Source organism: Photorhabdus kayaii (assembly GCF_025384895.1).
Lineage (GTDB): Bacteria > Pseudomonadota > Gammaproteobacteria > Enterobacterales > Enterobacteriaceae > Photorhabdus > Photorhabdus kayaii.
Genome location: NZ_JAJAFZ010000043.1, coordinates 25,778 through 41,975 on the forward strand (window position 1 = coordinate 25,778; position 16,198 = coordinate 41,975).

The following is a 16,198-nucleotide window of genomic DNA, read 5'->3' on the forward strand; positions in this document are numbered from 1 at the left end:
GGCTATTCCCGACGGGATATTTATGCTGATTTCATCAGCATGATGGTGAAGGTGATTGATAGCCGGACGGGGAAATAACGTTAAAAGAAGGAAGTAAAACTAATGGCTATATCAGATCCACGCTTATGCTTTGATTGTAAACGGTTTCTGAAAAACTGGGTGGAATTTCAGTTGGTGGATGAACAGGGAAAGCCGCTGGTCAACATGCCTTATCGCCTGATCAGTTACGGAACCCCAGGTTATGTGCGCCAAGGGAAAACCGATGGTTTTGGTGTGCTCAGAGAAGAGGAGCTGTTGCCTCATCCGGTGACGCTATATATTAATGCTCAGCCGCTAGCCGATGAGATGGAACAGCGTCCGTTGCGGGAAAAACGGGGAGAGGAATTTTCAGTGGTGAAGCCAAAAGCAGAAGCCGAAGGCTATCAATATCGCTATGTGACTATCGGGCAGATTAGTGATGGGTTGCCGGTATTTGAGGATTGGAAAGACCCTAAAGACATTCCGCCACCCTATCATTTCCCGGACCCGGAACCAAAAGGCTATCGGGTTCATCCGTTAAATCGTCGTTATGTTCTGGAGGTGTGTCCTTTCCGGGCCTGGGTTTTACTGCTACATCATCAGAAGGAGTATTCCATTGTTAATGCCTATAACCAGTGTTTGATGAGCGTGCTGGCCTATGCCGATGGGGATGTCAATGTAGCAGGCTCTGTGAAACACTTTTTTAACCGGCAAATGGTGGATGTTTCAAAATTGCCCTATAAAGTGGAAACATTGTCAGCAACACCTGTAGTTTACGATGTGCCGTTTAGTGAACGTTATACCCGGGTGGAATTTATTGATTCACAAGCGGGGAACAACAAACAGGGTGATACCAAACTGTTTTATGCTGCCAGTCAGAAAGATGTGATTGTTAGTTGGCGAGGAACGGCTAATCTGGATAATTACCTGACTGATGCCACTTTCCAGCCATTGTCTTTAAGTTGCGATGATGACAAATCTCTGTGTAGTGGGTTTATCTACAGTGGTAAAGTGCACAAAGGGTTCTGGGATGCATTTAATTTGGTTGGAGAGTTAATAGTCCCTAGTGATAAAAAGAAAGAAGTATTCAGTGATATCTTGGATTTGGCTAAAAAAGGGAAGTTATTTATTTGTGGCCACAGTCTGGGAGGGGCGCTGGCATTATTGCATAGCGCACAACTGAAAGAACACAATCCTTGTCTTTACAGTTATGGAATGCCGAGAACATTAACTCGCAGTGCAGTAGAGGAATTGTCTTCTATTATCCACTATCGCCATGTTAATGAAGATGATGTAATCCCTTCTGTGCCATTTGAGCAGGATATGGATAATGTTTTTTTCAATTATTGGGCACCAGCGGGGTATGACTGGGCGGTTATGAAGTTGTTGTCGCCGTCACCGATTATTCAGGCAATTAAACAGGCGACAGCCAATAAAGAAATCTATTTGCATCATGGTAAAGTGGTTCATTTCTTTCAAGCCAACAGTTGCCCGGAATGGCTGATTTCCGCCCGGAATGCCTCCCTGATAGCCGGTGTTGCTGAAAAAATATTGGATAACACCACAAAACTCTACTTAATTCCTGAGTTAAATCAGGAAACAGAAAAGGATTTTTCTCTGGCCGGTGAGCGGCAAAATGCGTTGTTTAATCAGCTCAGTCAACAAGAAAAAGACAAACTGTTTGTTGAAAACAGAAGTGCTGATTTAAAAGGCGGATTCGGTTTCTCTAATCATAGCTCGTATAAATATGCGGGTTATATTGACAAGCGCCTCAGAGAGTTATGTGAACCGGATAAGATTACGGTCTATCAGGACAGTCAGCGTCAATTTAAGGCGAAAATGGACAGTTATAAGATGCTTATCCCTGACAATGTTTACTACCGAAATCTCTATTTTCTGGATATGGATAAGCAGTTAATAAAATCACTGACGGTCAGCCAGCAGGAAGAACAAGAGGAACTGGCCTTACAGCATTACTGTGATAAACAGGAACTGTCCGTATGAAAATATTGAAGATAACGCTGTCCTTATTATTTCTCTATTTTATTTACTGGGCGTTTGGTGACACCTTTTTTAACTGGCTGCTTCCCTTTTCATCTGCCGGAAAAGGGCAGTTGATTACGGTAGAAGGAGTGGCTCCGAAGCACACTGAGCCATATGTAGCAGCTATATATAAGTCAAAAGATTGCTTAAAATATCAATTTGATGCGGGTATGTCGCCTTTTAAAGTACCGACTTATCATAGCCTAGGTTTGGATGTAAAAGCTGATGCGAAAACTGGTTACTTTCAGGCAAAATTGCCTTTTAGTGGTGGAGGTTGGTGTAAATGGAAGATTGATAGAGCCTTTGTATCAGTGAGTTATACCGATGTCAGTCATTTGGTAAAAGATGCTGTTCCGTACGAGGGAACAGGATTAACTGCATTTATCAACGACGCGACTCAAACAAATATTAGCGAAATTGCAGCATTGAATACTATAGATTTCAGCCCGGTTATTTACCCTGTATTAAAAGTGGTTGATGGGCGTCCAAATAGAATTTTCTTGCAGGGCGTGGTGGATACGTATCCTTTTAGGTTGAAATTAACTCCAGGAGCGGAATGGAAAATTACCTATAAACCTAAATTAGATGAAACCAAAATGCCTAAAATTATTATCCCACCAGGTAAAGAACCTTCAAGAGTTGAATATCCTGATGGCAGAATTGATTTAAACAGAGACTCTATTGATTACTGGAAAATAAAGTAGAAGTAGTGCCATTCAGGTTATATCACCAGTTTATCTATACCCGTCATCTTTCAAGTTGCCCCTTTGTTGGCTGCACTCGCTCACCCCGGTCACATAGTTACCTATGCTCCCGGGGATTCACTCCCTTGCCGTCGCGATGCATCTTGAAATCCATAGGGTATATATCCAAAATTAAACAGTAAAGGTAAAGGATTTAAAATAGGCGGAATAATCAAGGATCACGCCGTGAGGCGCTCTTGCAAAAGCCCCCACGGCATATTTCCATCAGTTATTTACAATAAGCTAATAACGTTTTCTGGCACAGTTGAGAACGAACACAATCCTCTTGATTAAAATGGATAACACTGACGATTTCATCATCTGAAAATCTTTCCAGTGCATCACGCAATCCTGATACGACTCCAACCGGCAAATCGCATTGACTTATATCACCATTTACAATCACAGTAACATTTTCCCCAAGCCGGGTCAGAAACATTTTCATTTGATTGATCGTCACATTCTGGGCTTCATCCAAGATCACAAATGCATTTTCAAATGTTCTGCCCCGCATATAGGCAAAAGGCGCAATTTCTACTTTGCCAATTTCAGGCCGCAAGCAATATTGCAGAAACGATGCACCCATGCGTTTTAATAAAACGTCATAAACCGGTCGGAAATAGGGTGCAAATTTTTCAGCCATATCTCCGGGCAAAAAACCGAGATCTTCATCCACCTGTAATACAGGACGGGTGACGATGATCCTATCAATTTCCTTATTAATCAACGCATCCGCAGCCATTGCCGTACTGATAAACGTTTTACCGCAACCCGCCTCCCCACTGGCAATAATCAGTTTTTTATAATTTATTGCACGCATATAACGCCGTTGCGTTTCAGTCCGTGGCAAAATTTCCGAAGTATCCCGCTTATCACGTGCCATACCAATGACTTCTACGCCACCGAGTTGTACCAGAGAAGTCACATTATCATCCTGATAACATTGATGATGACGCAAATCCCTTTTCATCATCCGTTTTGCTTCTCGACGTGATTTAATCACTGCTTTCTGTCTACTCATAGCAGTATCACCTTATCGTTGTTTTCACCCATCCGGTGTCATATCACCGATACAATAACTACGTTATTTAATGACGCTGAGCTTCCCACAGGTTCGCATATTATCGGAATATCAATCATTAATGTTACTCACCATTATTTCTATTTAGTGAAAAATAACGAATCATTATGACAGTATAATGACAATCTCTCCGTTATGACAAACACGCCAGGGACGCTCAATTAAAAATAATCGACAGTATCGTTTATTTAGTTTTGCGAGAAATTTAATTCATTGAATAATATGACTTAAATATAAGCTAATGACTTAACACCACTAATTACTTAACATCATAGTAGCCATTATTGATTTGACTACTATGGTATTGATACATTCCGTTACCATCCGGCAAAGAAGTCACTATCTGCAAGCACTTTTCTTCAACGGATGGCAATAATATTATTATTGATGACAACAGAGCAAATAGTTAATTATCTGTTTTATTAAGTACCCTTACAGTTTCCAGCCAATCGAAAACCCGCATTTTTTGCTTCAGTTTCTGTTTTAAAATAGACCGCGTTCTTCTCCTGAATCATCTTATAACCTGAACAATGAGAAAAATGATAGATTTTGCTATTGTTATTCCCTTTAATTAATCCTGTAGAGGATGCATCAGATAACACCCGTTGTCTCTGGGTATCTGTTTGACTATTTCTCTGCCCTTTTCTCTGCTCGCTTTTTGGAATGCCAGCGGCGGAGTTTTTATGCCACAATTGCCATTTCTGTTCACCGGTAACAAAAGGGTTATGATGCCCCATAATACCGGCAATTCGATTATCTCTCTCCTGCTCCCATTTACTCGGTGGATATTGACGATCCCAAGCGATAAATAATTGCTGTTGTTGGCGGGACATGGAAAGATTGTAACGATCGTGCATATAAAAATTGATCCGAGCGACCTGCCCTTTTACTTCATCTCTCGGTTCGAACGTTCGAGATTTAAAATCGACTTTACTGGTACAACGACCATAACTATTCGGCATATTTTTCGGTAACATTCCATAACTGAAATTACTACGATCGCCATTAACCTCACCAATTGATGGGGCCAAATTATGCATATCAGATTCCATTGCCCTGAAAACAGGATCGGAAGAGACACAATTCTTCCTCCCACCATTTCGCCAACATTGCCGCTGATGACCAAAAACCCAGGCAGGAACAATATGTTCCCATTCAATTCGTTCAGCACGATTCTGTTGTGACCTGACTTGATAACCACACGAAGAAAGGATTGTGCGTCCACCGCTCTTACCTGTCCATTGCCAATGACAACCACAATAAAGTGTCCCGGTCTCTGACTTAAATTGATCATGATAAATGCGTTTACGCAATTCAACTTTAGCTTGTTCAAAGGCAACCGGTGCGGCAAAAGAAGATAAAGGAGCAATTAAACTGAAACACCCAATGTGAATTGCCCAAAAAATAACTTTACGTTTCAATGATAACCCCTACTTATATAAAAATATCATTCTGATTTTAACCTTTTATATTGCCTCATAATCGACCTATAAGACAAACATTGTTTCTTTGCATTTCTTCTTAGCAGCTCTTTTAAAAAGAAAGACTATTCAATAGACAGGTTGGGATATCACAAGATAGTGGTTATCCTATTATAGCGGAATGATTAATTGGGTATTATGAAATCAACATATGAACTATATGCTTTAAAAACGAGCGGTTATATCACTCACCATTAATATGAAAAAATAGAGAATGATGCTCAATGTCAACATCCTAATATTGAAGCGCCAAAAAGCCTAAATAAGATACAGGGCCGATATACGGCCCCGTCTTACTACAATCTACAATTTATGACCAAAAGCGCTGCTACTCGCCATTTCTTTCTGTAACTTCTTTCGATTCAAGTTCCAGAGTGAATCTTCTGGCATTTGGACCCTAATATCTAAACGGCAAGAATCGGGAATATCACAGGGTTCCCCATCTTGATAGAATATCTTGTTGCCATTGTCATCAATAGATTTGAGCCGCCAATTTTGAAATCTCTCCGGTAAATGTGCGTGTTGGCGATGGAAAGTCTCAATAATAATAGAGCCGTCAGGTTGAACGTGATCATCAACAAAAATCAGTTCAAGATTATTGTTGTCGCGGGGAACGGAAATACCCCCATTAACACCCCAACCACCATCAGCGTTATAGCCCAGGATATTTGATATACGATATATACCGGTCCCCTGTTTTATCACTTCTGCACCTTCGGATTCGTCATTAGTCGAGAATGTGCCATCAGGGTAAATTTCTATTATCGGAGAGGCTTTCTTGAGGTATCCGTTGGTGTCTGGTTTAGCGTTCTTATCGTCCCAAAACTTACGGGTAGCTTGTCTGTTGCTATCGCTATTTATGCTATCTGTACGATATGTATTGCCTTCATGCTCGAAAACCAGCCTATGGCTCCATACACCATACACGCCTTCACTTGATAAGCCATTTACATTACTAAATCTTAACTGAACGCCATACCCACCAAGTGGCAATCCATATTTAGTGACGAATGGCGCGTTGGGTCCATATCCGGCACAACCATCGTATAAATTTTCCAATCCATCCAAACGAGCAAAACCCATTGAAAGCATTGCATTATTAGTTGATACCGCACCCACATCCGCCGCAGTCAGATTGATATCCCCAGTCAACGCCTTACCGTTTATTTTCCGGCTATCAGGTACTCTAGTATTAATATTTCCAAGTAATGAATTAACTATTTCCTTAATCAACTGTTGCGTCACTGCCAATGTATCACTATCACCCATCACATCGGTAAGTTGCACAATACCTTTTTGTGTTAATGAAGCATTGGGAATTCCTGTTATCGCTTTCTGTTCTAAAGCTTTATTTAACTGTGCAGTGAGTTTAGTGACATTACCATCATCTAAAACATCCTCACCAGTTTGTGTCGCAATAAAATCAGCTACAACCGATGTTATTGTTGATGTTTGACGAAATATCTTATTTAATATGTAATTATCAATATACTGCCTGTCTGGAAACCCACGCGGCAAATTCGGATCTGTTTCATAGTTTTGTTGACTGGGCACATTAGCGTTACTATCAATAGCAAAAGCTTTAAAATCATTTTTACTCATATACCTTCCCCAAATTAAATAATGTTCATTTACAGTCAATAAATCGAATTATTAAAAATAATTCTCCATAATTCACATCAGTTATAGTCTAATTATAAAAAATAATAAAAATATCCTTACTGACCGCCCTCCACTTTTAGCAAAAATACATTTAAAATCGATAACCAAATAAATTTCACAGACCAGAGTTCATTTTTATATGGACTTTCATACAAATTTTCCAATCAAAGCACTGATTAAAAACCAGTGCTTCGTTAATATTTAAGAATTATAAAACTTTAATGGTATTATTCTTGCGGCTTTTCAGGCCAATTAATATCTGGTGCCGATGAAACATCAACCCGACGCAGTAATACCAAATACTTTTTCCAATCTAGCAATAAAGTTTTTTCCGCTTCTGAGGCCATTTCAGTTTCAACCGCATATTGCAATACCGTGATGGCTTCATCAGCTTGCCGACGAAAAATAGCACGCTGTTGTTCTGCCTGTTCAATTTGACTGATTTTTTGAGCTTCAAAGTCCGTTACCCATTTTTCACCATCCCATTGATCAAAATCGGTGGACGGTTGTTCAAATGTTAATGTTTCTGGTAATTCACCCAGCGCAGCCACTTCTTCCTGTGCACCCACTTGCGTGTTGTAAGCTATTTTTCCACGGTGGTCAGGAACAATTTCCCAATAACTCCCGTCCTCACTGCGACGCACAGCCATATCATCAGAATCTGGCAAATCTGGCGCGTCTAAATAAGAATGCGCTGACAAACCGACGCCTTCCGCAACATATTCGAAATCACTACCAGAGAATTCTCTCGAATAGGGATTAGCATGATAAACTTTTATCCAGCCAGCTTGAGTCGCTAATCCATCTTCACCTAATACAGCGGTTTCTGAATTTAAGATATTTTCTTGTGTCATTATTATTCTGCCTTTACGATATTATTCTGCTTTTACGATATAGTTAAATGCGATATTGCGGGGGCGGGTTTCATGACCGCTTGTATTGTTAGCAATTGATGTAACAGTGGCACTATCAAGTACATCACGCCCCAGAGGGAACTGGTATCTATCTACAGGACCTTGATAACTAGAAAGAAATTGCCCATCAGGGAGTCCTTTCGTAAGTTGTATTCTTTTTGTGTTGTCAGTCTGTGCGCTTAAAATAACACGGCCACCATCAACACCACGACCATCATCCCAACCACGAATAAACTCGCCTCTTAAATCAGGTAATCTACCGTCAGGATAAGCTTCTGCTAACTTCGAATACTGTGATCTACTAAAAGCGGAACCATTACAAGTAAAATAACCGGAAGGTGGATGGGGTAACGGCCACGGAATAGGAGAACCAACAGGGGTACCGGAAATATTTGAAGCTTTTTGCTCTAAAGCTTTATCTAAAGCGCTATTAAATAGCACGGTCAGTTTAGCTATATCACCATCATCCAGTATATCTTCACCAGATTGTGTCGCAATAAAATTAGCCACAACAGACGATATTGTTGAGGATTGGCGTAATACCTTATTTAATACATGAGTAGAAACATTCTCAGGTGGAAACCCCGTCTTTAAATTCTGGCTTTCTTCATATTTTTCTTGACTCACTACATTAGCATTCTCACTAATAGAAAAGGCTTTAAAATCATTTCTTTGGCTCATATACTCCTCTTAAATTCAATAATATCATTCAGTAATAAATATATTAAATAGTCGTACAGATAGCCTATCTCAATTGGCGATGATTATAGTCTAGTTCAGGAAAGGAATAATGAAATTTATTTTATAACTTATAGGGTTAATTATTTTTGTATAATTGGCAGTAATAATCATCCAACACATTGCAATAAATCTTCATGATAATATTTCCTACCTTTATTAAAACAAATGAAAAAATAATAGTGACAAAAAGTTCTTTCATTGAAAAGTAAAAAGACCACACTACAGCGTGGCCTTAAGCAAGGTAACTCACCAGTAAAAATCATTGTTTTTCAGCAAATAATAACCTGTAAATTCCCCCTCCAACAATCCCACCAATAATTGGCATCACCCAGAAAAACCATAACTGCTCTAAAGCCCAGGTATTCTGGAATATCGCAACAGCCGTGCTTCGTGCCGGATTGACTGACGTGTTAGTAATAGGAATGCTAATCAAATTAATTAAAACCAGCGCCAAACCTATTGCTAATGGCGCAAAGCCCGGAGGTGCTCGTCTATCTGTCGCACCAATAATAACAATTAAGAAAATAGCCGTTAAAACAATTTCAGCCACAATAGCCGATTGAAGCGAGAATCCACCTGGTGAATGTTCACCAAAACCATTTGCTGCAAAACCACTCGTGGTCGCATCAAAACCCGCCTGCCCACTGGCAATAACATATAATACCGCGCCAGCAAGAATACCACCTATAACTTGAGAAATAATATAAGGAATAACCTCCACTGCCCTGAAACGACCACCAGCCCAAAGACCAATTGTTACAGCGGGATTAAAATGCCCGCCAGAAATATGCCCAACAGCATATATCATCGTCAATACTGTTAAGCCAAATGCCAAAGATACACCGACAAAACCAATCCCTAATTCAGGAAATGCCGCAGCGAATACAACACTACCACATCCCCCAAAAACCAGAACAAAAGTTCCAAGTAATTCAGCCGCCAATTTTCTTAACATGTTTTGTCCTCATCCAGTTATCAAAACGAGTCACCTTGCTGAAATTAACTATAGCCAATAAATTAAAATCATGCTTATTTTTACTATAACCGCATAAGTTGCTGATTCTTGTGGCATCTTTGCCTGATATTCACTTTAATCAGGGATTTTATGCAACATCTATCCTGTGCAGATCAACTTTTTGGTAAAAAATGGATAGCTTAAAATCAATTATCACCAAAATAAGTTCAATATTCTGTTGTGACTGCTCCCCGCCGTCGCGATGCATCTTGAAATCCATAGGGTATAAGTCATTCATCTGACTACCAAAACTGAAATATTTGCATATCCAACAATCCCTGAAGCGTTTGAACCCAATAAATGGGTGGAAATATTAGGCCGCCGGGAACCAATAACAATTAAATCTGCTTTAATCTCATCTGCTGTCGATAATACTTTATCCCTCGGTGACCCAAAGGCTACGGAGAAAGAGACTCGCTCTTTTGGCAAGTCTATTTTCTCAGCCACTTTTGCCAATTCCTCTTCTGATCTTGCAATAGATTTCTTGGCAAAAGAGTTGAGCAAGTCATAATGGTCACTATAACTAATTGAAAATCTTGATATGTCAGGAACGGCATGGAAAAGATGTATATTAGCATCAGATAACTTCGCTAAATACTCTGCATGTGCAATCGCTTTATCGGTCAACTCATCTTCTGAAATATCCACTGGCACTAAAATCGTTTTGTACATACGTACTCCTATATTTATATACCAAACCTAACTACTTCATAGGGTATATACCCGTCATCTTTCAAGTTGCCTCTTTGTTGGCTGCACTCGCTCACCCCGGTCACATCGTTATCTATGCTCCCGGGGATTCACTCCCTTGCCGCCGCGATGCATCTTGAAATCCATAGGGTATAAACTATTACATTATTTGTTGTGAGTTGTTTAACTAAATCAAATAAATTACCGTATAGCTCTATTTTCAATCACTCAGAATTAAGATGCCACTTATGTAATATTCGATGAATGAAAGGTGTGACAACAAGCCCCAAAGTAATAAAGAACACACTTTCCAAAAATACCCCATATATGGCAATAAAATATTTACCGGGTAAACTAATAGGGACGGGATCTAAACCCTGCGATCCCAGCATAGATAAAGCATTAAGCAAAGATTCAGAAAATGTATGCCCCTCTATCAGGTAAAACCCCAGGACACCCGGAATTATTCCAATAAAGAAAAACGTTGCAGCAATAAGGTAAAAACGCACCACCCGCCATAAAAAATGGTCCAAACGAATCAGTTTATCAGTAAATTTTTCCACAATTATTGCATCCTCAACAATTCTACGAAATCTTATGCAATCTCAATGAAAATGAAATCAGAGCAAATTTAATAAAAATAGTGCAACACAGCGTTAGCTAAGACATATATAGCAAGCCATCCGAAGATGGCTAATCAATCTCTCTCATTACGTTTTAACCACCTTACCTGATAACCAAAACAGATGTTGTCGAATATTTGACAACACCTGATGCATTAGATCCTAATAAGTGCGTTGTAATATTGGGCCTTCTAGAGCCAATAACGATAAGATCAGCATTAATTTCTGTCGCTGCTGCTGTTATTTCATCTCTTGGCGACCCAAATGCAATGGAATAGGATAACCTGTCAGCAGGAAAATCGATGGTATCAAGCAGCGTTTTCAAATCATCTTCGGCTTTAATTGTCGCTTTATCCTTAATTTCATCATATCCCAACGAATATGCGTTAACAATCGCGGATGAAATTGGCAGTACATGAAGAATATGGAGCTTCGCACCTGTTTCTTTTGCTAAAGACAGTGCATGCTTAACCGCTTTACTCGTTAGTTCATCTTCTGAAATATCTACCGGTACTAAAATAGTTTTGTACATACGCACGCTCCTATATTTACATACCAAACCAGACTACTACATTTAGTATACGCTATATCCTGTTAATTACTATGAGCTATTTTCCTCTTCCCACACCTTTATCTATAACCAGACAATTAATATCATTTTTAATTTATTTACCTTACACCTTTAGTTTCATATAGTTATGATCATTAAATAGGTAGCAAAAGTGGGATATGTACAGGGGCAATAACATTAACCCCTGAGACCCTACCTCACTGCCGATATAACACTTTTATTTGCTGAACGGTATTTTCAAATATCTTAGCCTGTTTTTCATCGCCCATTTCTGCAATAACATGTTCCAAATTCAGTACAACTTTCCCTGCATGAGCTTGCCCCATAGTTTTAAGCATAGAAGCCAACAGAACTTTCAAACATGTCACCTCTGTTGCCAAGGTTTCAGTATCAGATGAAGGAATTAAATCGATTTTATTCATAGTCGTTACCTGTTTACGTATTAATTACGTTATGAAAATAATAATTATACCACATAATTCACCCCCTATTTTTATACATTTTCCAAATAGATCTACGCCAAAAAACGTTAAATTATTGTTAAAGCCATTTGTTTTATAAATATTTATTTAGTTATTAATTTTATCATAATCAGAATATATAGGACATTCTGATTTCAAATAAATAACACTTGTTATCATATAAAATAATTCTCTTTTGTCTTTGGAGGAGATAAGTATAATATTCACATTTCTGATGAACTTTTAGGATAATCTATCTATTTTATTGTTTTATATAATCTTTACTATACCTTATGGATTTCAAGATGCATCGCGACGGTAAGGGAGCCAATCGCCGGAAGCATAACGAACGATGTGGCCAGGGTAAGTGAGTACAGCCAACAAAGAGGCAATTTGAAAGATAACGGGTATATCAATGAAGCTCATGTATGAGCATATAGAGCCAGTTGGAGACACTTTTTTGATAAATATTTTGTTAGTCGATGATCATGAGCTGATCAGAGTTGGTGTAAAACGTATTCTTGATGACGTAAAAGGAATAACCGTAGTAGGAGAAGCTAATTGTGGTGAAGATGCGATAAAATGGTGCCGAGCTAATAAAGTAGATATCGTGTTAATGGATATGAACATGCCAGGCATTGGTGGCCTGGAGGCGACAAAAAGAATCCTACGTTATTGTCCCGATGTCCGTGTCATCATGTTGACTGTCTATACTGAAAACCCTTTACCAATGAAGGTGATGCAGGCTGGCGCCAGAGGATATCTCAGTAAAGCCTCGACCTCTCAAGACATGGTTAATGCAATTCGTGCAGTTAATGCCGGCCAGCGCTATATTGCTCCCGATATTGCTCAACAGATGGCCCTTAGCCAAATTAGCCCACAGCAAGACAATCCATTAAGTTGTCTGTCTGATCGTGAATTACAGATTATGCTGATGATCACGAAAGGACAAAAGGTGAACGATATCTCTGAACAACTTAATCTCAGCCCAAAAACCGTTAATAGCTATCGCTACCGAATGTTTAGTAAACTAAATATCAGCGGTGATGTAGAATTAACACATATAGCAATACGTTATGGGCTATTCGACACAGAGAGTCTATTAAATAGTGACGGAACAATTTGATTCAAAAACATTTTTAAAAACAGTAACCAGTCAGCCTGGCGTTTATCGTATGTATGACACCTCAGGCACGGTTATTTATGTCGGTAAAGCCAAGGATTTAAAAAAACGGCTTGCCAGCTACTTTCGCACACAGATCGCCAGTCGTAAAACCGAATCTCTGGTTAAAAATATTGTTCAAATAGATGTTACAGTTACGCATACCGAAACTGAAGCACTGCTGCTGGAGCATAATTACATTAAGCTCTATCAACCCCGATATAACGTTTTACTGCGAGATGACAAATCCTACCCTTACATTTTTCTCAGCGCAGATAAACACCCACGACTGACAATGCATCGGGGAGCTAAACATTTCAAAGGTGAATATTTCGGCCCATTTCCAAACGCTCATGCGGTACGAGAATCATTAATCTTACTGCAAAAACTTTTTCCTATCCGACAATGTGAAGATAGCGTCTACCGCAATCGCTCGCGGCCATGCCTGCAATATCAAATTGGCCGCTGCCTTGGGCCTTGCGTTAAAGGGCTGGTAAGTGAAGAAGAATATCAGCAGCAAGTTGATTATATTCGTCTGTTCCTTTCAGGCAAAGATCAGCAAGTTTTAACCAGATTAATTGACCGAATGGAACAAGCCAGCCAGCAACTGAAATTTGAAGATGCAGCAAAATACCGTGATCAAATCCAGGCCGTTCGTCAGGTTACTGAAAGACAATTTGTTTCAGGAACAGGCGATGACCTCGATGTTATCAGTGTTGCCTTTGAAGCGGGCATGGCTTGCCTGCATGTACTGTTTATACGTCAGGGCAAAGTACTGGGTAGCCGAAGTTACTATCCTAAAGTCCCGACTGGGACAAAGCTTGATGAGATTGTACAAACATTCCTTGGTCAATTTTATTTACAGGGCAGCCAAAATCGGACTTTGCCCTCAGAAATTTTGCTGGATTTTACTCTGCCAGAGAAAGACATTTTGTCTGATTCTTTATCTGAAATATCCGGGCGAAAAATTCATATTCAAACCCGGCCCCGCGGAAATAAAGCCCGTTATCTGAAACTTGCCCGCACAAATGTAACAATCGCCCTAGCAACCCGCTTATCACAACAATCAACTATTCACCAAAGATTAGACGCTCTCACCAAATTAGTTAAATTAGCAAAAATTCAGAGAATGGAATGTTTTGACATTAGTCACACTATGGGGGAACAAACTGTTGCATCCTGTGTCGTCTTTGATAGCAATGGTCCACTACGTTCTGAATACCGGCGCTATAATATCAGTGGTATTACTCCCGGTGATGATTACGCTGCCATGAATCAAGTATTACGCCGTCGATACGGAAAAGCATTAGATGAGTCAAAAATTCCCGACATTATTTTCATCGATGGCGGTAAAGGGCAATTAGCTCAGGCAATAGATGTCTTTCAGTCTCTTGATGTTGAATGGGATAAAATGCGACCTCAATTAATAGGCATTGCCAAAGGCAGTGATCGCAAAGCCGGGCTTGAAACACTATTTTTCGCGACGGAGGATAAAGGTATCGCATTACCGCCGGACTCTCCTGCCCTGCATGTGATTCAGCATATTCGTGACGAATCACATAATCATGCAATAACCGGGCACCGTCAACGTAGATCTAAAGTTAGAAACACCAGTACGCTGGAATCTATTGAAGGCGTTGGGCCAAAACGCCGACAAATGTTACTGAAATACATGGGAGGTTTGCAGCCTTTACGTAATGCAAGTGTCGAAGAGATCGCAAAAGTACCGACTATTTCCTATGCATTAGCAGAAAAAATTTATAATGCATTGAAACACTAAGTACATTGATGCACCATACTTATAAATTCCACTATAGCCAGATAGTTAAGAAGCACTATGCAATTAAATATACCAACATGGCTCACTCTATTTCGTATCGTCCTGATCCCATTTTTTGTCCTGGCATTCTATTTGCCATTCACATGGGCGCCGATGGTTTGTGCCATAATTTTTATTGTCGCTGCGGCGACAGACTGGTTTGACGGTTTCCTCGCGCGCCTTTGGAAACAGACAACTCGCTTTGGCGCATTTCTTGATCCTGTCGCGGACAAAATCATGGTTGCTGCCGCATTAGTCTTAGTTTCCGAACACTATCATACATGGTGGATAACCCTCCCCGCAGCAACCATGATAGCGCGTGAAATTATCATCTCTTCTCTCAGAGAATGGATGGCTGAATTAGGCAAACGCAGTAGTGTTGCCGTTTCCTGGATGGGTAAGGTAAAAACGACAGCACAGATGGCGGCGTTAGTTGCTTTATTATGGCGCCCTAATTTTGAATTCGAATTGGGCGGATTCATATTACTTTATGTTGCTACGGTGATGACATTTTGGTCAATGTTTCAATATGTAAACGCGGCTTGGTCTGACTTGCGTGAAGCTTGATCGAAATGACGTAAAAACCATCGAACAAACACAGCGTAACAATAATTGTGTTGACTCGATACGTGAAGTAAGTAGAATGCAACGCATCGAACGGCACATGAGATTTACGAAAACAAATAAGTAAATCAGCCAGTTCAAAGCGGTGCGGGAATAGCTCAGTTGGTAGAGCACAACCTTGCCAAGGTTGGGGTCGCGAGTTCGAGTCTCGTTTCCCGCTCCAAGTTACTGTTCAGAAGTTTGATAGTAACTTAGCGACTAAAGGTTTAGTAGCTGAATTATTCGTTGAATAATTATTCATTGAATATAGAAAGGCGCGTTGGCAGAGTGGCCATGCAGCGGATTGCAAATCCGTCAACCTCGGTTCGACTCCGGGACGCGCCTCCAAATTCAGCCCAGGTGGTGAAATCGGTAGACACAAGGGATTTAAAATCCCTCGGCCTTAAGGCTGTGCGGGTTCAAGTCCCGCCCTGGGCACCATATAGAAACTTACTGTAAAACAGTGAGTTAGGAAAAAGAAAAGGCCACCGCAAGGTGGCTTTTTTGTTGATACAAATCACACTTCACTATTCATTCACTATATCTTTTCGCTATATTTTTACTTTGGCAC

Annotated in this window: 15 protein-coding genes and 3 tRNA genes; 8 read left to right on the forward strand and 10 right to left on the reverse strand. The window is 40.0% G+C overall.

The features are described 5' to 3' along the window. Positions 1 to 102 precede the first annotated feature (102 nt). Both LGZ98_RS15485 and LGZ98_RS15490 read left to right on the forward strand, forming a co-directional pair. A complete protein-coding gene (locus LGZ98_RS15485; RefSeq protein WP_262978261.1) occupies positions 103 to 2,022 on the forward strand; it encodes a lipase family protein in 1,920 nt (639 codons plus the stop codon). Continuing rightward, complete coding sequence (locus LGZ98_RS15490; protein WP_113040708.1) at positions 2,019 to 2,765, forward strand: hypothetical protein; 747 nt, start codon at positions 2,019 to 2,021, stop codon at positions 2,763 to 2,765. Before LGZ98_RS15485 ends, LGZ98_RS15490 begins: the two co-directional genes overlap by 4 nt. Positions 2,766 to 3,033: 268 nt before the next feature. On the opposite strand, the gene phoH is transcribed toward LGZ98_RS15490, so the two are convergent. The 10 genes from phoH to LGZ98_RS15540 form a co-directional block, all read right to left on the reverse strand. Continuing rightward, positions 3,034 to 3,825: a phosphate starvation-inducible protein PhoH gene (gene phoH, locus LGZ98_RS15495; RefSeq protein WP_113040709.1), complete on the reverse strand. Its 792-nt coding sequence runs from the start codon at positions 3,823 to 3,825 to the stop codon at positions 3,034 to 3,036. A 482-nt stretch (positions 3,826 to 4,307) separates the two neighbouring features. Further along, a complete protein-coding gene (locus tag LGZ98_RS15500) occupies positions 4,308 to 5,291 on the reverse strand; it encodes an endonuclease (protein ID WP_387491251.1) in 984 nt (327 codons plus the stop codon). Positions 5,292 to 5,669: 378 nt separating this feature from the next. Further along, entirely contained in the window at positions 5,670 to 6,968 is a 1,299-nt protein-coding gene (locus LGZ98_RS15505) for a phage tail fiber protein (RefSeq protein ID WP_113040711.1), read from the reverse strand. Between the two features lie 287 nt (positions 6,969 to 7,255). Then, positions 7,256 to 7,882: a tail fiber assembly protein gene (locus LGZ98_RS15510; RefSeq protein WP_113040712.1), complete on the reverse strand. Its 627-nt coding sequence runs from the start codon at positions 7,880 to 7,882 to the stop codon at positions 7,256 to 7,258. A 21-nt stretch (positions 7,883 to 7,903) separates the two neighbouring features. Next, positions 7,904 to 8,623, reverse strand: a complete 720-nt coding sequence (locus LGZ98_RS15515) for a phage tail protein (RefSeq protein ID WP_262978262.1) — start codon at positions 8,621 to 8,623, stop codon at positions 7,904 to 7,906. A 319-nt stretch (positions 8,624 to 8,942) separates the two neighbouring features. Continuing rightward, positions 8,943 to 9,638, reverse strand: coding sequence for an aquaporin Z (gene aqpZ / locus LGZ98_RS15520; protein ID WP_228903146.1), 696 nt, complete (start codon positions 9,636 to 9,638; stop codon positions 8,943 to 8,945). A gap of 294 nt (positions 9,639 to 9,932) precedes the next feature. Continuing rightward, a complete protein-coding gene (locus LGZ98_RS15525) occupies positions 9,933 to 10,370 on the reverse strand; it encodes a universal stress protein (RefSeq protein WP_113040715.1) in 438 nt (145 codons plus the stop codon). 242 nt (positions 10,371 to 10,612) lie between these two features. Beyond that, positions 10,613 to 10,951, reverse strand: coding sequence for a hypothetical protein (locus tag LGZ98_RS15530; RefSeq protein WP_113040716.1), 339 nt, complete (start codon positions 10,949 to 10,951; stop codon positions 10,613 to 10,615). A 163-nt stretch (positions 10,952 to 11,114) separates the two neighbouring features. Continuing rightward, entirely contained in the window at positions 11,115 to 11,543 is a 429-nt protein-coding gene (locus tag LGZ98_RS15535) for a universal stress protein (RefSeq protein WP_113040717.1), read from the reverse strand. Between the two features lie 236 nt (positions 11,544 to 11,779). Then, positions 11,780 to 12,004 (reverse strand): DUF2594 family protein, encoded by a 225-nt coding sequence (locus LGZ98_RS15540; RefSeq protein ID WP_113040718.1) that lies wholly within the window; start codon positions 12,002 to 12,004, stop codon positions 11,780 to 11,782. Positions 12,005 to 12,503: 499 nt separating this feature from the next. On the opposite strand from LGZ98_RS15540, the gene uvrY reads away from it, so the two are divergent. From uvrY to LGZ98_RS15570, 6 genes are all read left to right on the forward strand, one after another. After that, the gene (gene uvrY, locus LGZ98_RS15545; protein ID WP_113040788.1) at positions 12,504 to 13,169 is read left to right on the forward strand and encodes a UvrY/SirA/GacA family response regulator transcription factor; all 666 of its coding nucleotides are present in this window, start codon (positions 12,504 to 12,506) and stop codon (positions 13,167 to 13,169) included. Then, positions 13,153 to 14,985, forward strand: a complete 1,833-nt coding sequence (gene uvrC / locus LGZ98_RS15550) for an excinuclease ABC subunit UvrC (RefSeq protein WP_113040719.1) — start codon at positions 13,153 to 13,155, stop codon at positions 14,983 to 14,985. Before uvrY ends, uvrC begins: the two co-directional genes overlap by 17 nt. Before the next feature lie 57 nt (positions 14,986 to 15,042). Beyond that, positions 15,043 to 15,591 (forward strand): CDP-diacylglycerol--glycerol-3-phosphate 3-phosphatidyltransferase, encoded by a 549-nt coding sequence (pgsA, locus tag LGZ98_RS15555; RefSeq protein WP_049581866.1) that lies wholly within the window; start codon positions 15,043 to 15,045, stop codon positions 15,589 to 15,591. Positions 15,592 to 15,735: 144 nt separating this feature from the next. Next, a tRNA-Gly gene (locus LGZ98_RS15560) sits at positions 15,736 to 15,811 on the forward strand. A gap of 90 nt (positions 15,812 to 15,901) precedes the next feature. Next, positions 15,902 to 15,975 (forward strand) — tRNA-Cys (locus LGZ98_RS15565). Between the two features lie 6 nt (positions 15,976 to 15,981). Further along, positions 15,982 to 16,068: transfer RNA gene (locus LGZ98_RS15570), tRNA-Leu, on the forward strand. Positions 16,069 to 16,198: the final 130 nt, after the last annotated feature.